The 18,440-nt window shown below is 63.6% G+C and carries 17 protein-coding genes; 7 read left to right on the top strand and 10 right to left on the bottom strand.

Annotated elements, in window-relative coordinates:
• Positions 1-4: 4 nt before the first annotated feature.
• Positions 5-730, top strand: coding sequence for a DUF2259 domain-containing protein (locus L630_RS0103215; protein WP_024846845.1), 726 nt, complete (start codon positions 5-7; stop codon positions 728-730).
• An 86-nt stretch (positions 731-816) separates the two neighbouring features.
• Positions 817-2,124, top strand: a complete 1,308-nt coding sequence (purB, locus tag L630_RS0103210) for an adenylosuccinate lyase (protein ID WP_024846844.1) — start codon at positions 817-819, stop codon at positions 2,122-2,124.
• Between the two features lie 3 nt (positions 2,125-2,127).
• Here purB and L630_RS0103205 read toward each other — a convergent pair whose 3' ends face one another.
• Positions 2,128-2,940 carry a VOC family protein gene (locus tag L630_RS0103205; RefSeq protein ID WP_024846843.1) on the bottom strand — a complete coding sequence of 271 codons (813 nt, stop codon included), beginning with the start codon at positions 2,938-2,940 and terminating at the stop codon, positions 2,128-2,130.
• A gap of 140 nt (positions 2,941-3,080) precedes the next feature.
• Here L630_RS0103205 and L630_RS0103200 point away from each other — a divergent pair, with 140 nt between their 5' ends.
• The gene (locus tag L630_RS0103200; RefSeq protein WP_024846842.1) at positions 3,081-3,629 is read left to right on the top strand and encodes an alpha/beta hydrolase; all 549 of its coding nucleotides are present in this window, start codon (positions 3,081-3,083) and stop codon (positions 3,627-3,629) included.
• A gap of 13 nt (positions 3,630-3,642) precedes the next feature.
• On the opposite strand, the gene L630_RS0103195 is transcribed toward L630_RS0103200, so the two are convergent.
• Both L630_RS0103195 and L630_RS0103190 read right to left on the bottom strand, forming a co-directional pair.
• Positions 3,643-4,416, bottom strand: coding sequence for an aldolase/citrate lyase family protein (locus L630_RS0103195; protein WP_024846841.1), 774 nt, complete (start codon positions 4,414-4,416; stop codon positions 3,643-3,645).
• Between the two features lies 1 nt (position 4,417).
• Entirely contained in the window at positions 4,418-4,738 is a 321-nt protein-coding gene (locus tag L630_RS0103190) for a DUF1476 domain-containing protein (protein ID WP_024846840.1), read from the bottom strand.
• 154 nt (positions 4,739-4,892) lie between these two features.
• On the opposite strand from L630_RS0103190, the gene L630_RS0103185 reads away from it, so the two are divergent.
• Positions 4,893-5,123 (top strand): DUF1289 domain-containing protein, encoded by a 231-nt coding sequence (locus L630_RS0103185; RefSeq protein ID WP_034329254.1) that lies wholly within the window; start codon positions 4,893-4,895, stop codon positions 5,121-5,123.
• Positions 5,123-5,827 carry a TIGR02281 family clan AA aspartic protease gene (locus L630_RS0103180; RefSeq protein WP_024846838.1) on the top strand — a complete coding sequence of 235 codons (705 nt, stop codon included), beginning with the start codon at positions 5,123-5,125 and terminating at the stop codon, positions 5,825-5,827. Before L630_RS0103185 ends, L630_RS0103180 begins: the two co-directional genes overlap by 1 nt.
• Here L630_RS0103180 and dusA read toward each other — a convergent pair.
• From dusA to folP, 4 genes are all read right to left on the bottom strand, one after another.
• On the bottom strand, positions 5,824-6,825 hold the full coding sequence (gene dusA, locus L630_RS0103175) for a tRNA dihydrouridine(20/20a) synthase DusA (RefSeq protein ID WP_024846837.1): 1,002 nt from the start codon (positions 6,823-6,825) through the stop codon (positions 5,824-5,826). The genes L630_RS0103180 and dusA overlap by 4 nt on opposite strands.
• A 61-nt stretch (positions 6,826-6,886) precedes the next feature.
• On the bottom strand, positions 6,887-7,405 hold the full coding sequence (folK, locus tag L630_RS0103170) for a 2-amino-4-hydroxy-6-hydroxymethyldihydropteridine diphosphokinase (protein ID WP_024846836.1): 519 nt from the start codon (positions 7,403-7,405) through the stop codon (positions 6,887-6,889).
• Complete coding sequence (gene folB, locus L630_RS0103165) at positions 7,389-7,748, bottom strand: dihydroneopterin aldolase (protein ID WP_024846835.1); 360 nt, start codon at positions 7,746-7,748, stop codon at positions 7,389-7,391. Before folB ends, folK begins: the two co-directional genes overlap by 17 nt.
• A gap of 3 nt (positions 7,749-7,751) precedes the next feature.
• Positions 7,752-8,618 (bottom strand): dihydropteroate synthase, encoded by an 867-nt coding sequence (gene folP / locus L630_RS0103160; protein WP_024846834.1) that lies wholly within the window; start codon positions 8,616-8,618, stop codon positions 7,752-7,754.
• Between the two features lie 203 nt (positions 8,619-8,821).
• Here folP and L630_RS0103155 point away from each other — a divergent pair, with 203 nt between their 5' ends.
• Entirely contained in the window at positions 8,822-9,412 is a 591-nt protein-coding gene (locus L630_RS0103155; RefSeq protein ID WP_034329302.1) for a DUF922 domain-containing protein, read from the top strand.
• Here the strand turns inward: L630_RS0103155 and L630_RS0103150 are convergent.
• Both L630_RS0103150 and L630_RS0103145 read right to left on the bottom strand, forming a co-directional pair.
• Complete coding sequence (locus L630_RS0103150; RefSeq protein WP_024846832.1) at positions 9,409-9,729, bottom strand: 2Fe-2S iron-sulfur cluster-binding protein; 321 nt, start codon at positions 9,727-9,729, stop codon at positions 9,409-9,411. The two genes, L630_RS0103155 and L630_RS0103150, sit on opposite strands and share 4 nt — an antisense overlap.
• A gap of 83 nt (positions 9,730-9,812) precedes the next feature.
• Complete coding sequence (locus L630_RS0103145; protein ID WP_024846831.1) at positions 9,813-10,193, bottom strand: Hpt domain-containing protein; 381 nt, start codon at positions 10,191-10,193, stop codon at positions 9,813-9,815.
• A 273-nt stretch (positions 10,194-10,466) separates the two neighbouring features.
• Between L630_RS0103145 and L630_RS0103140 the strand changes: the two genes are divergently transcribed.
• Complete coding sequence (locus tag L630_RS0103140) at positions 10,467-16,445, top strand: hypothetical protein (RefSeq protein WP_024846830.1); 5,979 nt, start codon at positions 10,467-10,469, stop codon at positions 16,443-16,445.
• A gap of 232 nt (positions 16,446-16,677) precedes the next feature.
• Here the strand turns inward: L630_RS0103140 and L630_RS0103135 are convergent, their stop codons facing one another.
• Positions 16,678-18,306: a CTP synthase gene (locus L630_RS0103135; RefSeq protein ID WP_024846829.1), complete on the bottom strand. Its 1,629-nt coding sequence runs from the start codon at positions 18,304-18,306 to the stop codon at positions 16,678-16,680.
• Between the last annotated feature and the right edge of the window lie 134 nt (positions 18,307-18,440).

The following is an 18,440-nucleotide window of genomic DNA, read 5'->3' as shown; positions in this document are numbered from 1 at the left end:
GACCATGAAGCTGCATCCCGGCCTGACCTCCCTCGCCCTCTCCTGCCTTTTCGCGATCCCGGCAATCGCCGGCGACGTCGCCGAGCTCAACATTCTTGGCTTCAGCGAGGACGGAAAACTCTTCGCCTTCGAGGAATTCGGGGTACAGGACGGCTCCGGATTTCCTTACGCCAACCGCTATTACATCGACGTCGAGACCGACAAGTTCGTGCCGGGTTCGCCCATCCGCGTGAGGCTTGATGATGAGGCGGCATCCGTCGAGCAGGCGCGTACTCAGGCACACGAGAAAGGTGAGACCATCATCGCCGAAGCTGAGCTTGCCGCGAACCGCGGCACCCTCGTCGGCTTCAATCCGCCGACTGAGCTTTCCGCCGATCCGCACCGGATCACCGTCAATCCTCGTCCTGTCTTCCCGCCAATAGGCGTTCCGCTGGAATTCCGCATCGAGGAAATCAACGTCCCGCAACCGGACCTTTGCCGGGAGCTTGCTGAAGCAAAAGGTTACCGCCTCACCCGCGTCAGCCTGACGCCCGGCCAGGAAACCGCGCTTCTGCACCAGGACGTGACCATCCCGACGAGCCGCGGTTGTGCGCTGGGCTATCAGTTTGGGGCGGTGCAGACCTTCTTCCCGGAATCCGGCCCGCCCGTCTACGCAGTTCTGATCGCAGTACGCTCGTTCGGTTTCGAAGGTCCCGACTTCAGGTGGATCGCGGTTCCGGGGCGATTCTAATCCACAAGCGGCAGGATCGCGTTGAGGATTTGGACCGCGTCTGCTAGGGAGCGCGCATTCTTCCCGGAACAATCAGGACGAGCCTCATGATCCCGCGCTATTCGCGACCCGAAATGGTTTCCATCTGGTCGCAGGAGACGAAATTCCGGATTTGGTTCGAGATCGAGGCGCATGCCTGCGATGCACTGGCCGAACTCGGAGTGATCCCGAAGGAAGCTGCGAAGACGATCTGGGAGCGCGGCGGCAGTGCCACGTTCGACGTCGCCCGCATCGACGAGATCGAACGCGAGACGAAGCACGACGTCATCGCCTTCCTGACCCACCTTGCCGAATTCGTCGGGCCGGACTCCCGCTTCATCCATCAGGGCATGACCTCGTCGGACGTTCTCGACACCTGCCTTTCGGTGCAGCTGACCCGCGCCTCCGACATCCTGCTTGCCGACCTCGACGCCCTGCTCGCCGCGCTCAAGAAGCGCGCCTTCGAGCACAAGGACACCGTCACCATCGGCCGCAGCCACGGGATCCACGCCGAGCCGACCACCTTCGGCGTCAAGCTGGCCCTCGCCTACGCAGAGTTCGAGCGCTGCCGCGAACGCCTCGTCCATGCACGTGAGGAAATCGCCACCTGCGCGATTTCTGGCGCCGTTGGCACCTTCGCCAACATCGACCCGCGCGTCGAAGAGCATGTCGCCGCCAAGCTCGGCCTGAAGCCGGAGCCGGTGTCGACGCAGGTCATCCCGCGCGACCGCCACGCCATGTTCTTCGCGACGCTTGGCGTCATCGCCTCCTCAGTTGAGCGCCTCGCCACGGAAATCCGCCACCTGCAGCGCACCGAAGTGCTCGAGGCGGAAGAGTATTTCTCGCCGGGCCAGAAGGGCTCGTCGGCAATGCCGCACAAGCGCAACCCGGTCCTGACCGAGAACCTGACCGGTCTTGCCCGCCTCGTTCGCGGCATGGTCACCCCGGCGCTTGAGAACGTGGCACTCTGGCACGAGCGCGACATTTCGCACTCGTCGGTCGAGCGCATGATCGGCCCGGATGCCACCGTCACGCTGGACTTCGCGCTTGCGCGTCTCACCGGCGTCATCGAGAAGCTGGTGGTCTACCCGCAGAACATGCTCGCCAACATGAACAAGTTCCGCGGTCTGATCCACTCGCAGCGCGTCCTGCTGGCGCTCACCCAGGCTGGTGTCTCACGCGAGGATGCGTACCGCCTCGTGCAGCGTAATGCGATGAAGGTCTGGGAGCAGGGCAAGGATTTCCTTGAGGAACTGCTTGCCGATGCCGACGTGCGTGCGGCCCTTTCGGAAGAGACAATCCGTGAGAAATTCGACCTTGGCTACCACACCAAGCACGTCGACACGATTTTCAAGCGGGTGTTCGGAGAGGCGTGATCTTCACGCTTTAACCGGAACAACTCGAATTTCGGTACCCCAGGGGTCGCTGGCGACATGTTCGTCCGCGGCCCCTTTTGACAGGAGTTCCACGAAGCTCAGGCCGGTCCGGTCCTTTTCGCGCGTGCCAGCCCCGCGGCCCTGCCACGTATTGGCGCCGATGTGGTGGTGATAGCCGCCCGAAGACAGGAACACCGCCTGCCCGCCATAGTGCAGCATCGTGTCGAAGCCCTGCGCCTGTCGCCACCATTCTTCGGCAGTCATCACATCGCCTACGCGCAGGTGGACGTGCCCCACAACGGTGCCCACGGGAGCGTCCGTCCAGTCCGAGTCGTTCGTTGACAGTGTGTCGAGCAGCGCCTGAATGTTGAGCGGATCGGTACCCATGTGGACGCTCGGGCCATTGAAGGTCCAGGCTTCCCGCGGGCGGTCCGTGTAGATCTCGATGCCGTTGCCTTCCGGGTCGGTCAGGTAGATCGCCTCGCTGACATCATGGTCGGCGGCGCCATCGACACGGATGCGCTGTTCGATCGCGAAGTTGATCCAGCGCGCAAGGTCGGTGCGGTGGGGCAGCAGAAATGCCGTGTGAAAGAGTCCGGCTGATCGTGGATCATCCTGCTTCAGTGAGGTCGAGCCTTCGATCTCCAGGAGGGGCCGCTCCTCCGTGCCAAGCAGCACCCTCCCGCGCTCGCGACTCAGGACCTTCAGGCCGAGAATGGAGACGTAGTAGTCGGCGAGGCGCTGCGCATTGCGTGCCTTGAGGCCGACGCGGCCAATGCTGACCGGCGTGGTTGCGGCGAAGGGGAGCTGTTCCATGCGAATCTCCGTCGGGGAGGCGAACTTTGTCGGCGAAAAATGGTCAGCATGTGTCCGCGCACAAGCCCGTTCCGAATGAAAGCTTGTTCACCGGAGCAAAGAGGTTGCATCGCCTGCCCCGCCTCGCTACATCGCGCCCCATGAAGGTCAAAGACGCAGACATCCTCATCATCCCCGGCTATACCAATTCCGGTCCGGACCATTGGCAGACACGCTGGGAAAATAAGCTCTCGACTGCCCGTCGTGTCGAGCAGGCCGAATGGTCTAAGCCAGTTCGCGAGGACTGGGTGGCGAATGTCGTGCAGGCGATCGAGGAAGCGGTAAGACCCGTGGTGCTGGTCGCCCACTCGCTTGGTATCCCGACGGCCATTCATGCCGCTCGGGTGGCAACGAAGCCGGTCGCAGGCGCGTTTTTCGTCGCTCCGCCTGACGTCTCGAATCCGGCGATTCGGCCAAAACACCTGATGACCTTCGGCCCCTACCCGCGCGATCCGCTGCCGTTTCCGTCGATGACGGTGGCAAGCCGCAACGACCCCTTCTGTGCCTTCGAGGTTGCCGAGGACATTGCCGGTGCGTGGGGATCGAAATTCATCGATGCGGGCGAATCCGGCCACATCAACGCGGAATCCGGACATGGCCCATGGCCGGAAGGTTCAATGACCTTCGCGGCCTTCCTGTCGAAGCTCTAAGCTCGAAAATTATTCAGGCGATCGTCTTGCGGGCTGCTTCCAGCAGGGAAGCGGCCCCGAGCGACATGTAGCGCTGCTCGTTGCCGAGCGCGAGGAAGCGGTAGCCGAAGGAAACGTAGCGCCCGGTCAGCGCCGGATCGACGATATAGATCGCTGCATGCTTGCCGGCTGCTCGGGTACGGCGGCCGATATCGGCAATCGCGTTCATCATGTCATCGAGGCCGGGATTGACCGTCCCGCCATTGGTCCAGGCGATCGAGAAATCCGAAGGGCCGACAAAGATGCCGTCGATGCCCGGGACCGCCAGGATGTCATCGAGGATCGCGAGTGCCTCGCGGGTCTCCACCATGGCGAAGGCGAGCGTGTCGTTGTTGGCGGAAGCCAGCCACTCGCCGCCATTGTTGCGGCCGCGGCGCGCCATGGCAAAGCTCGCGCCCCAGGAGCGCTGGCCCACCGGCGGGTACTTCATAGCGGCTGCGAAAGCGCGCGCGTCGTCGATAGAGTTGATCATCGGTGCGATGACCGCGTCGGCGCCGAAATCCAGCGCGCGGCTCGCCATCTCAAAGCGTCCGACCGGCACGCGCACGACCACCGGCTTTCCAGCCGCGATGACCGGCGCGATGCCGCGCAGGACGCTGTCCTCGTGGTGGCCGCCATGCTGCATGTCGAGCGTCACGGCGTCGACTGGCGTCGCCGCGAGCGCGTCGATCGTCAAGGCATCGGGAATACCCGACCAGGCCGTGAAAACGGTCTCGTCGGCATTCAGGCGGTCCGCGAGGCTCTTCACGTTATGCGTTCCGGACGGACTCGATGGCCTGGGCCATCAGCTCTTCCATCGTGCGACGGATCTGGTGATCCGACTGCTCGACGCCGGCCGCATCGAAGTCGGCGCGGATCTTGCGGAAGACGTCATCGTCACCAATTTCCTGGAAATCGGCCATGATCACTTCCTTGGCGTACGCCTCGGCCGCCTCGCCGGTCTTGCCCAGCTTCTCTGCCGCCCAGAGCCCGAGGAGCTTGTTGCGGCGAGCGACTGCCTTGAACTTCAGTTCCTCGTCATGGGCGAACTTCTTCTCGAAGGCGTCCTTGCGTTCATCCATGCTTGCCATGCCCGTATCCTCTTTCACCGGCAAACCGCGCCGGCAGCAAATCTGTAGAGCCGTCCACAAACCAAATGCCCGGCATCTGGTCAATATCCGGCTTGCATCGCTCCAGCCGTTGTCCCATGTGAAGACAGCAAGAGGAAGGCGACAATCTGCGCTCATGGTTATTGAATCTCCCTGCATCCTCGTCTGCGTGATCGACCAGAAGACAGGCTTATGCTTCGGATGCGGGCGCACGTCGGCCGAAATTGCCGATTGGATCACCATGACGCCAGAGCGGCGGGCTTCCGTCATGGCCGAACTGCCGGAACGGCTGAGCGGGATCGAGCGCAAACCGCGCCGTGAGACCCGGCGTGCCAGGATGGCACGCGAGCGCGGCGGAGCGTCGTAATGCCGCGCCTCCTCTGGATCGTCCTTGCTGTCATGGCGGTCGGGGTCGTGGTGCTGGTTGCCCGGCATGATGCCGGGACGATTCTCGGCATCGAGAACGAATCCTTCGGCCGCCTGCTGGCCCTTGGAGTGCTGGCAGCCGTCGTTGGCGCCAGCAACCTGCGCGCCGGCCTCGGGCTCGGCTATTTTGCCCGATCTCTGGTCCTGTGGCTGCTGATCATCGTCACGCTCGTCGGCGGCTACCAGTTCCGCTACGAGCTGCAGGATGCGGCAAGCCGCATCACAGCTGGCCTGATCCCCGGCAGCCCCTTGTCGATGACGGACGCAGACGGCCGTGTGTCGGTCATGCTCGAGCGCCTGCGCAACGGCCATTTCGAGGTGCGGGCGCAGATTGATGGGGCTCCGGTGACCGCCATGGTTGACACCGGTGCGACCTCGACGGTCCTCACCTTTCAGGATGCGGAGCGTGCGGGCTTCGAGCCCGGAACGCTCAGCTTCAACATTCCCGTCATGACCGCCAACGGCGCAGCGAGTGCCGCAAGGGCCGTCGCTGACGAGATCCGTGTCGGCAACATCGTGCGCCGCCGCGTGCCGATCCTTGTCGCGGAGGCCGGGCGCCTCGACCGCAGCCTCCTCGGTATGAACTTCATTGGCTCGCTGTCAGGTTTCGACATGCGCGGCGACAGGCTGATCCTGCGCGACTAGGCGGCCGGAACTTCGACCTCATCAAAGCGGACCTGTGCCAACGCTTCGCGAAGAAGCTCCGGCTTTGCATCAGCGCGGGTTGCGTCTGCCGACAGCATCTGCCGCCAGCGGCGCGCGCCTGGCAGGCCATGGAACAGACCAACCATGTGCCGCGTGATGTGAACCAGCCGTCCGCCGCGCTGGGTGTGCTCGGCAGCGTAGCGGATCATTTCGTCGATTATTTCGTTCCAGTTCGGGTCGCGCTGAGGCTGGCCGTAGAGCGCGCCGTCGACCTGCGCGAGCAGGCCCGGGTTCTGGTAAGCGGCGCGGCCGAACATCACGCCATTCACGCCTGCCGCAAAATGACCCCGCGCCTCTTCGAGTGTGACTATGCCGCCGTTGATCCCTACGAAAACATCTTCAAGCCGCGCTTTAAGTCGATAAACCCGCGCATAATCAAGCGGAGGTATCTCCCTGTTTTCTTTTGGCGAAAGACCCTGAAGCCATGCCTTGCGCGCATGCACCCACAGAGCATCTGCACCCGCTTGCAAAACCGCGTTCGCAAGCTCGTCCAGCGCCGGTTGCGGATCCTGTTCATCCACGCCGATACGGCACTTCACAGTGACAGGGATACGGGCCGCAGCCTTCATGGCCGCAATGCATTCGGCGACAAGCTGCGGCGTTTTCATCAGGCAGGCGCCGAACGTGCCCGACTGAACGCGATCAGAAGGGCAGCCTACGTTGAGGTTGATCTCGTCGTAGCCGAACTCCTCGCCGATCCGCGCGGCCTCAGCCAGCTTCTGCGGATTGGAGCCGCCCAGCTGCAGCGCGACCGGATGCTCGGCATCGTCGAAACCCAGCAGCCGATCGCGGCCGCCATGGATGATCGCATCTGCCACGATCATTTCCGTGTAGAGCAGTGCCCGGCGCGTGAGCTGCCGGTGGAAGAACCGGCAGTGCCGATCGGTCCAGTCGATCATCGGCGCCACGGCAAATCTGTGGTTCGGATAGCTTCTCATCTCGGCAAATGTAGCCAGGCGGAACGGGTTGCGCGAGCCATACAGGCGAATTCGGGCAAAGTCACGCCGCGCGCCACCACGCGCTGCCGCCGTCGAGCTTGACGATGCCTGCCTGATCCGTCTTCGTCAGAAGTTGGGACACCGGCTCGCCTTTCACCTTCAGCTTGGCAGCGATTTCATCAAGAGGCGCCAGGACAAAGGCCCGTTGCGTCATGCGTGGATGCGGGACGTGCAGGCCGTCTTCATCAATCTCGTCATCGCCGAACAGAAGGATGTCGATGTCGATCGAGCGCGGTCCCCAGCGTTCCTTGCGCACGCGCTTGAGGGCGAGTTCACTGCTGAGGCAGAGATCCAGAAGCTCGCGTGCCGACAGATAGGTATCTACCGCGGCCACGGCATTGATGAAATCCGGCTGATCGGTCACGCCCCATGGCGGTGTTCGGTAGAGCGACGAAACGGCAGCCACGCGAACGGCAGGATGCGTGTCGAGCGCCTGCAAAGCTGCCGCCATCGATGCAACGGGATCGCCAATGTTGCCGCCAAGGCCAAGATAGGCGAGCGTGCTACTGTGGCCAGGCAACCGTGACCTCCACGTGGTCGAGTACGCCCGGCACCGGCGCGTTGGGCTTGCGGACTGTGATTTCAGCACGCACGATCTGCGGGAACTTGCGGCAAAGCGCCTGCGCGATATCCAGCGCCAGAGACTCGATCAGGAAGCGGCGGCGACCCGTCACGATCTTCTCGATCTCGATGAAAGCTACGCCGTAATCGACTGTAGAATTTATGGAATCTGATTCAAGCGGGGTGTCCGGCTTCACCTGCAGCTCTGCGTCGACATAGAAGCGTTGGCCGAGGCGCTCCTCCTCGTCAAGCACACCGTGCCTGGCGAAAAAGGCGCAGTTTTTCATCCGTATCACATACATTGGCTATTCCTTCTGCGCCTTCATTTGCGCGGTCAATCCACGCCGGATCATTTCGTCCGCGAACAGCAAGGCATCCCTGCTCATGGCGACGTTGTGCACCCGGAAGATGGCACCACCTTGCAGACGGGTGATAACGCTCGTTGCAGCGGTGCCTGCGTCCCGGTCAGCCGGCTCCCTCCCCGTCACGGTTCCGATGAAGCGCTTACGCGATGTTCCGATCAGCAGCGGGCATCCGAGCGCAGAAATCTCGCCCAGACGCGACATCAGGTCGAGATTTTCCTCGGCCGTTTCCTTGGCGAAGCCGAAGCCGGGATCGAGGATGATGCGTTGCGGATCGACGCCGGCTTGCGCTGCGACCTCAAGCGAACGCCGCAGGAAAGCAATCTGGTCATCGATGACATCAGCCAGCTTCTCGCGCTCGCGCCCCGTATGCATCACGACGAGACCGGCACCGGCATCGGCCGCGACCCTCGCAATGCCTGGCTCCCGTTGCAGCCCCCAGACGTCATTGACGATATGCGCCCCGGCCTCGATCGCCTTGCGGGCGGTATCCTCCCGGTAGGTGTCAACGGAGATGAGAACATCGTCCCTGCCCGCCAGCGCCTCGATGAGCGGCAGTACGCGGCGCTGCTCCTCGGCCGCATCGACTGGAGCCGCCCCCGGACGCGTCGACTCGCCACCGATGTCGATGATGTCGGCGCCCTCGGCGATCATCGCCTCGGCCTGTGCGATCGCCGCCTCCACCTCGACATAGCTGCCGCCGTCCGAAAAACTGTCGGGCGTGACGTTGAGGACGCCCATGATCCGCGCAACCGGGCCAAGTTCGAGGCTTCGGCCATGCGCTAGGGGCCATTGATAGGGTGCAAACATGCGTTGCTCCGGCTGTATACAGTTTGTCTTACCCATGCTGCCGGTCCGTGACAACGAATTTCCAGACGGTCGAGCCGAGAGGTAGTGCTACGGCAAATATCCGATTGCCAGAGCAGTGCAACTGACCCAGATTGGCCAAAGCGCTTTGTACCCGGGATTGAGGTGTTGTCTTAATGCGTTGGGCGGCTACCCTTGGCTTTTTCATGGCTGCAGCGACGTCCTGGGCGCCAGCCGCGAACGCCGCCACCGTATCAAAGGCCTACCACTATTTTTCCGTCGGCGGTGCGACACTGGCAGAGATCGAGCGGGACCTTGCCCGCCGCGGGCCAAAGCTGAACAAATCCGGAGCGACGCATCCGGGCGCCACCAGCCTCGAGTTCAAGTCCCGCGTCACCTACGGCGAAAGGAACGGCCGCTGCGGCGTCATCGACGCTTCGGTGACGGTAAAGGCCGAGATTATGCTGCCGCGCTGGACCCGCAACCGTCGTGCCGATGCGGATACTCGCCTGATCTGGGACACGCTCGCGGCCGACATCAAGCGGCACGAGGAGTTCCACGTGGTCATTGCCAAGAACCACGCACGTGAGCTGGAACAGGCCCTGAAGGGCATCGTGGGTCTGCGCGGTTGCCAACTCGCGCAGGAAGAGGTTCAGCGGCGCACCGCCGAACTTCTCGCACGGCATGATCGTGAACAGGAGCGTTTCGACCGGGTCGAAAGCATCAACTTTTCCGACCGGTTGGCGCGGCTCATCCAGTACCGCGCCGAACGCATGAAGAGCGGATCCGGGGGTTAGCCCTGACGCTCCGGAATGCGAACGACCAGGCCGTCGAGCTCGTCGCGAACCTTAATCTGGCACGACAAGCGCGAGGTCGGGCCAACTTCCCAGGCAAAGTCGAGCATGTCCTCTTCCATCGCCTCAGGCGCACCGACGACATCGGCCCACGCCTCATCCACATAGACGTGGCAGGTCGCGCATGCGCAGGCGCCGCCGCACTCGGCCTCAATGCCGGGAACGGAGTTGCGGATGGCATTTTCCATGACGGTCGAACCGTTTGCGGCTTCGACCTCGAAGCGCGTGCCGTCATGGGTGATGTAGGTGATCTTGGTCATCGACAGATTTGCCTTGGGGAATGGATAGTTGCACCGCAGTTCGCGCTGTATACAGACGGCGAATGAAGTGAGTCAACGACCGGTCAGCGATCAGAAACCGCGATCTCGGCCTGCGTGAAAGCTCGGACCTCATCTATCAGGGAGATCAGCCGCTCGACAAGCGCGGGGTCGTCAGGGCTGCGTTCAACATTTGCGGCGCATTCGGAAACCGCAAAGGCGCCGATGCCTGCGGCCGCACCACGCAGGGTATGGGCTATACGCCCCCTGCTCTCGCCATGCTCAACGGCCAGCGCCGCACGTGTCGAGGTGAGTTGGTCCAGGAACATGCCCAGCACTTCGCGACGCAGATCGGGATCGCCCATCGTCTGCCGCGCGAGATGCTCAAGGTCGATGGGCGGAAGGGCGTTTTCCGACGCTTCCGGCTTTAGCTGTGGATTTACCGCGTTTGTAAACTCGATTGCCATTCGAAGGGCCGATACTGCTCGTTGGATGGTGCAGTGATGCACCTTGATTGGAAGGCCCAACCGGCCTCCTACCCACCCGTTAACGAACTTAGAAAATTTTTCAAAGGTTTCCGCCCGTTAACCTTATGTTTAAAGTTTTACACATGGGCGCAAATCCGAGTTCCCTTCGTCCGGTTGTGCCAGTACGATACGCATTGGCCCGGAAAGGGTCAGGCGTGCGGGCACGAGGCGCCGAAAGGCGGCCCGCCCTTTAGAGTACAGGGTATCAGCGGCATGGCGCGTAAAGCAGTTAACACCAGCGGCCTCGACAATGAGGTCGCTAAGGAACTGGAAGACGCACTCGACATCGATCTGTTCGTCGATGACGAGCCGGGGTTGGATATGGCCAGCTCGATAGCGGATTTCGAGGCGCAGATCGCCAGGGCCGCGGCAGACCTTGCGCGCGACTCGCGCGCAGCGACAGTGTCCGAGGCAAAGGCGGAAAAGCCGGTTGCTGAAAAGCCAGCTGCAAAGGCAGCGGCTCCGGCAGCCAAGGCGCCCGTTGCTGAAAAACCGCAGCCGAAGCCCGGCGAAAAGCGCGATCTGAATGACCTGAAGCCGGTCGACGTGGCTCCGAGCCAGCCGGCGCCGGCACAGATGTCGCCCGCCAACGACGACCGCCAGAAGGATTATCGCGCGCTGCAGCAGATGGTTCGCCGCTCCGGCTCGCGCGCCATCTACTGGGGGGTCACCCTGCTCTCACTTGCCTGGATCGCCGGCGCGATGATCATGGGCAGCATGCTCTTCCAGCCGCCGTTGTGGGAAGTGCGCTCGGTTTCACAGCTGATCGCCTCGCCAGGTCTAATCGGCCTGATCGTCGCCATCGTCGTGCCTGTCATCCTGTTCTGGGGCTTCGGCGTGATGATGCGCCGCGCGCAGGAAATGCGCGCCGCGGCGCAGTCCATGACTGAAGTTGCCATCCGCCTCGCCGAGCCGGAACAGCTTGCAACAGACCGCGTCATGATGGTCGGTCAGGCTGTGCGCCGCGAGGTGCAGGCAATGGGCGAAGGTATCGAACGGACCCTTGCCCGTGCCGTTGAACTCGAGACGCTGGTGCACACCGAGGTCAATGAACTCGAGCGCGCCTATTCTGACAATGAGAGCCGCATCCGTGCGTTGATCGACGGCCTTGGCAGCGAGCGTGAAGCCGTTGTCATGCACGCTGAGCGCGTCCGTGCCTCGATTTCGGGCGCACATGAAGCGTTGAAGGAAGAACTCGCTTCCGCCAGCGATGTCATCGCCCAGAACATTCATGGTGTTTCCAGCCGCCTGTCCTCGACGATTACGGAGTCAGGCGCGCAGCTCGTTGACCGCATCAATGAAAGCGGCATGAGCCTCTACAGTTCGCTCGATGAGCGTCTCGACGCCATTGCCGACCGTATCACCACGTCAGGCGAAGGCTTTGCGAGCCTGCTCGACACGCGCATCGCCCGTCTGACGCAGAGCGCCGACGAAGCCACCCGCACTCTGTCGCAGATGCTCGACGAGCGCACCTCGGGCATGGTGTCCCTCCTTGGCGGAGCCACAACCACGCTGAACACCGAGCTAACCGCCCGCCTCGAAGGCATCGAGGCGACGCTGCGCGAGCGCGGCCAGGCCCTCATCCACGAGTTCCAAACCCGTGCCGAAGCCCTCGACGTTGGTGCCCAGAAGCTCAACGCGGCTCTTGAGGCCCGAGCACGCCAGATCAATGAGACGCTGGTCGATCGTTCCCGGGAGATCGCCCAGACCTTCACCGACGGCAAGCAGGCCATCACCAGCGTCATTGAGGAAAGCAAGGCGCGCATCGGCTCCGAGATGGCGGAGCTGGTCATGTCCACCTCGACCATGCTCGAGGCGCGCGCAGCTGACTTCGCGCAGCAGCTTGGCCAGGGCCGCGACCTGATCGCACAGGCGCTCGAAGCCGACCTCGCCAAGGTGGCAGAGGCACGCAAGAGTGTCGACACCGCTATGTCCAGTCATGTCGAGCGCCTCGCGCAGGGCCGCCAGCTCCTTGCCAACATCCTCGAAGAAGACCTGCAAAAGGTCGCCTCTACCCACGAGCGCATCGAGGCTGCCGTCCGTGAGAACGTCGAAAAATTCGCGCAGAGCCGCGAGGTCATGACCCGCGCGCTGGAGGAAGATCTCCAGAAGCTCGCCGAGGCCCGCGCCCAGGTCGATGCGGCCGTGACCGGTCACGTCGAGCGCTTTGCCGAGGGCCGCGAGCAGATCGCAGCGGTTCTCGAGAACGACCTGCAGCGTGTCCGTCAGGCTCGCGACGAGCTCGACGGTGCCGTCGCGCAGCATCTTGCGACCCTCGTCGAGCGCCAGAAGGACCTCACGACCGCCCTCTCCGTCGACATCGCTCGCGTTGAGGAAGCGTTCGATCGCCAGACCAGCGTCCTCGGCAACCGCACGTCGGAACTGCAGGACGTGCTGTCCAGCAGCGTCGAGCAGATCAAGGACGCGCTCGGCAGTGAGGTCGCAGGCATCGACAATGTCCTCAAGGGCAATGCCGAGATCATCGAGCAGCGCGCGCTGGCAATCCAGGCCAAACTTGCCAGCGGCGCGGAGTCCCTGCGCAGCACGATCGACGAGGACCTCGCCAAGATCGAAGAGGCGCTTGCCAACCAGCATCAGGTCATCGAGTCGCGTACCCGCACCATCGAGAGCGCGCTGCATGCCGGTGCCGACACCATCCGCAATACCCTTGGCGAAGACCTCGCCAAGATCGAAGACGTTTTTGCCCGCCAGAGCGGCGTGATCGAGCAGCGCACCCGCGCGCTGCACGAGACGCTTGCCTCCGACGTCGGCCGCATCGAGCATGTGTTCGACCGTCAGTCAGAAGTCATCGAGGCGCGCACCAGTGCCCTCGCCGACAGGCTGCGTGAAGGTGCTGAGACTGTGCAGGCGGTTCTCGCAAACGACGTCAACCGTCTGGAGAACGCCTTCATCCAGCACTCCAGCCTCATTGAGGAGCGTTCCGGCGAACTGGCACACAGCATCGCTTCCGGCGCTGCGGTCGTCCGCAACGCCATCGGCGAGGACATCCAGCAGATCGAGCGCGTGTTTGCCGAACAGGCCGGCGTTATCGAGGCACGCACNGTCCGTGACGCGCTGGGCCAGGACGTCGAGAAGATTGAGAGCCTGTTCGACCGTCAGGCCGGCGTTATCGAGGCACGCACCAGTGCGCTCGCTGACACGCTCGTCTCCGGCGCTGCGGAGGTCCGCAATGCGCTGGGCCAGGACGTCGAGAAAATCGAAAGCCTGTTCGACCGTCAGGCCGGCGTCATCGAGGAGCGCACCGCAGCGCTCGCCGATGCCCTGCACTCAGGCGTCAGCCAGGTCCGCAACGCGGTCGGCGAGGACATCCAGCAGATCGAAGGCGTGTTCGCACAGCAGACCGGCATCATCGAAGAGCGCACCCGCACGATGGAAACGGCGCTGCGCATCGGTGTCGACAATGTGAAGAACGCGCTCGAGAACAGCGCGGTCGTCGTTGCCGGCTCGCTGCGTGACAAGGTGCTCGAAGCCACCGCCGAGATCGGCGAACAGGCGAACCGCGCGCTGGCCGATGCGGATGCACGCATCGCGGCTCGTACCGCCGAGACTGCAGAAGCCTTCAGCGCCCGCGTCGGCGAGTTCGAGCAGGTCTTCTCCGCTGCGGAGCGCCGCATGGCCGAGAAGACCCTCGAAGCTGCCGAGCAGATGAAGACCCAGGCCGACCAGGCCGCCGGAATCTTCGCGATCCGCGCCGCCGAAATCCGCGCCGCCTACGATGATGCTGATAAGCGTCTCGCCGAGCGGATCTCCCTCTCCGGTGCTGAGATCGGCGGCCAGGTCGATGAGATCGCCCGGGCCTTTGCTGCCCGCGCCGGCGAAATCAAGCTGGTATTCGACCAGGCCGACCGCCAGATCGGCGAACGCGTCATCCAGAGCGCAGAGGCGTTCGCGGAGCGTGCCACGCAGATCAAGACCATCTTCGACGCCACCGACAGCCAGCTCGGCACCCGCGTCGAGCAGACGGCACAGGCTCTTGCCGCTCGCGCGGCGGAGATCAAGGCCGTGTTCGATGACGCTGACCGTTACCTCGGCGAGAGCGTCCAGCGCACGGCGCAGGCTTTCACGGCCCGCGCGGAAGAGATCCGCAACGCCTTCAACGAGGCCGACCAGCATCTCGGCGAGCGCGTGCGCAGCAGCGCGGAGGAATTCACCGCCCGCGCCGAGCAGATCAAGAACGTCTTCGACGAGGCCGGCCGTCACCTTGGCGACCGCGTCGAGCAGACCGCTTCGTCGCTCGTTGCTCGCGTCTCGAACATCACCTCGTCGTTCGACGATGTGGATGAGCGCCTGGCGACCCGCACGAACGAGCTCGGCGAGGTGTTCAGCAAGGCCGACAATGCGATCCTCGCCCGCACCCAGCAGACGGCAGAGGTTCTCAACAGCCGCGTGAATGCACTGTCGAGCGCCCTCGCTGCTGCCGAGCAGCGTCTCGCGGTCAGCGCTGTCGAGGCCGGCCAGACCCTGCAGGAGCACGTCGCCAAGGTCGAAGCCGACATTGCCGCGCGCGCGGAGGGCCTCACCGAGGCACTCACGAGCGTCGGCGAAAAGATCGAGCAGTCGACGAGCTCGGCTACTGGCGCGATCGACATGAAGACCCGCCAGCTCAATGCCTTGCTTGCTGCCCGCTCCAACGAGCTGTCGCGCATCCTCGATGAGCGCGCCCAGCCGCTGGTCGAACAGTTCGCACAGAGGGGCGAGGAACTGCAGAAGAGCCTCGAAGAAGCCACCGACAAAGCCTCCGAGCGCCTGCGCCAGCAGAACGCCGCTCTGGTCAACGCCCTCGCCTCCCGCACGGCCGAGACACTTTCTGCGGTCGATGCCGCGACCAGCAATCTCGCGGAGCGCGTGTCGCAGCTGATCGACCGGCTTGGCTCTTCGAACGAGCAGCTGCACGAGCTGGTCGACAATGCGGCGTCCAACCTGCACCAGATCGACGAAAAGATCGTCGGCTCGACCGAGCGGTTCGCAGCCTCGACCGAGAAGGCCGCTCAGTCCTTCGCTTCCTCGGCTCGTCTGATCGACGCGAATGCCGGCCGCCTGAGCGAGCTGTCGTCGGTAACTCTCAAGGACATCGCGCAGATCGCGAACCGGTTCGACGACCACGCCGGCATGCTGCGCTCTGCATCCGACCTGCTGGGTGCCGCACAGAACGAGTTCGTCTCGACCATCGACAGCCGCAAGGAGGCGCTTGAAGCGCTTGCGACCGGCCTCGTCAACAAGTCGGCCGACATCGAGCGCGTGATGCGGTCGTTCGAAGACCTCATCAACCGGTCGTTGCAGGCCGCCGAGGGCCGCACCCGTGCCTCCACCGAGCAGATCCGCGCGGCTATTGCCGAGACGGTCGAGAGTGCAGCCAAGCGCTTTACCGATGCGACGGAGGAAATCCGCCGCACCGCGAAGACGATCCGCCAGGAGCTCGACCTGACCCGCGCCGAGGTGAAGAAGGGCGTGATGGAACTGCCCGAGGAGACCAAGCAGTCGACCTCCGCGATGCGCCGCGCCGTCAGCGAGCAGATCAACGCGCTCAAGGAACTGGCCGACATCGTCGCCAAGTCCGGCCGCGCATTCGACGCTACCGAGCGCAAGCCCGCGCCCCGCGCCCCGCTTCCCCAGGCTCCGGTGCAGACGCTGACGCCGCCTCCGCCGGCACCGGCTCCCGCTCCTGTCGCTGCGCCCGTGCGTCCGGCTCCGGCCGTTGCCGCACCGGCGGACAATGGCGGCCAGGCTTCCGGCGGCTGGGTGAAAGACCTGCTGCGCGGCGCCTCGCGTGAGGATGCTGCTCCCGCACCGGCACCGAAGCCGCGCGACGTCAGCCGCTCGCCGCTCCACCTCGTCGAGTCGCTGAACTCGCTCTCGGTCGACATCGCTCGCGCGATCGACCACGACGCCTCGATCGAGCTGTGGGAGCGCTATCGCCGCGGCGAGCGCAACGTCTTCACCCGCCGGCTCTACACGCTGAAGGGCCAGCAGACGTTCGAGGAGATCCGTCGCAAGTACCAGAACGACTCGGAGTTCCGTGCCGCCGTAGACCGCTACTGCCGCGACTTCGAGAAGCTCTTGCAGGATGTCGGCCGCAACGACCGCGACAACATCATGACCCAGACCTACCTGTCTTCCGACACCGGCAAGGTCTACACGATGCTCGCGCACGCCAGCGGCCGCCTGAAGTAAGGCAAGGCTAGGCAGAAACGACAAAGGCGGCTTTCGGGCCGCCTTTTTCTTTTGCCCGTATTAAGGCGAGTCACCCGTCGGGAGGATTGCCAAGTGCTGGCAGCGCGGACGCCGCTGAAGGTCTTCCGGAGGACAGAGGGCGCGCTCGAGAGGTCAAAAGCAAAGGCGCCGCAGGTTTCCCTGCGACGCCCTTGCAATCGTATCGTTGGGCCGCCTGTGCGGCTGCCTCGCATCAGACCAGACGGCTCTGCTCGACCGCCGCGGCGATGAAGCTCGAGAACAGCGGATGCGGCTCGAGCGGGCGAGACTTCAGCTCCGGATGGTACTGGACGCCGATGAACCACGGATGGTCGGCATACTCGACCGTCTCCGGCAGCACGCCGTCCGGCGACATGCCGGAAAAGACCAGGCCGCACTCCTCAAGGCGTGCGCGGTAGTCGACGTTCACCTCATAGCGGTGGCGGTGACGCTCGGAAATCTCTGTGGCGCCATAGATCTGCGCGATCTTGGAGCCTTCCTTGAGGACCGACGGATAAGCGCCAAGACGCATGGTGCCGCCAAGGTCACCGCTGGCGCGGCGCTTCTCAAGCATGTTGCCACGCAGCCATTCGGTCATCAGGCCAACGACCGGCTCCGACGTCTCGCCAAACTCGGTCGACGAGGCGTTCTTGATGCCGGCCAGCGAACGGGCGGCTTCGATGCACGCCATCTGCATGCCGAAGCAGATACCGAAATACGGCACCTTGCGCTCACGTGCGAATTTCGCGGCAAGGATCTTGCCCTCGGAGCCGCGCTCGCCAAAGCCGCCGGGAACGAGGATGCCGTGGACTTTTTCGAGGTACGGCGCCGGATCTTCCTTTTCGAAGATCTCGGACTCGATCCACTCCAGCTTGACGCGGACGCGGTTGGCAAGGCCACCGTGCGAGAGCGCTTCGATCAGCGACTTGTAGGCGTCTTTGAGGCCGGTGTACTTGCCGACTACGGCGATCGTAACCTCGCCTTCCGGATTGTGGATCCGGTCGGTGACTTCCTTCCAACGCTCAAGGCGCGGCTTCGGAGCCGGGTCGATGCCGAAGGCGGACAGAACCTCGTTGTCGAGGCCTTCGCGATGGTAAGCATTAGGCACGTCGTAAATGTGCGCGACGTCCAGCGCCTGGATGACGGAGCTCTCGCGAACATTGCAGAACAGCGACAGCTTGCGGCGCTCTTCCTTGGGGATCGGACGATCCGCGCGAACGAGCAGGATGTCCGGCGCGATACCGATCGAGCGGAGCTCCTTGACCGAGTGCTGCGTCGGCTTGGTCTTGAGTTCACCTGCCGACGGAATCCACGGCATCAGCGTCAGGTGGATGTAGACGGCCCCACCGCGCGGTAGCTCGTTGCCCAGCTGGCGGATCGCTTCGAGGAACGGCATCGCCTCGATGTCGCCGACGGTGCCGCCGATCTCGCAGAGCACGAAGTCGAAGTCGTCGTTGCCATCGAGAATGAAGTTCTTGATCTCGTCGGTGACATGCGGGATGACCTGCACGGTCGCGCCGAGATAGTCACCGCGGCGCTCACGTTCGATGATGTTCTGGTAGATGCGGCCCGTGGTGATGCTGTCCTGCCGGGTCGCGGAGCGGCCGGTAAAGCGCTCGTAGTGACCGAGGTCGAGGTCGGTTTCGGCCCCATCGTCGGTGACGAACACCTCGCCGTGCTGGTAGGGGCTCATCGTCCCCGGATCGACATTCAGGTAGGGATCAAGCTTGCGGATCCGGACACGGTAGCCACGCGCCTGCAACAGGGCTCCGAGAGCCGCTGCAGCGATGCCTTTGCCGAGTGAGGAGACCACGCCGCCGGTGATGAAAACATATCGCGCCATGGGAGTCGTCGCTTAGCCTTCTGGTTTTGATTCCGCCAGCGAAAAATGCTCACAGGGAGCAATTTCCTGTTCAAGTTTTCACAAAAGAAAAGGGCCGACGCGCGCCGGCCCTGCGCTTTTATCGATCTTTCAGG

The organism is Aminobacter sp. J41 (assembly GCF_000526635.1).
GTDB lineage: Bacteria > Pseudomonadota > Alphaproteobacteria > Rhizobiales > Rhizobiaceae > Aerobium.
This window is presented reverse-complemented; position numbering and strand designations above follow the sequence as displayed.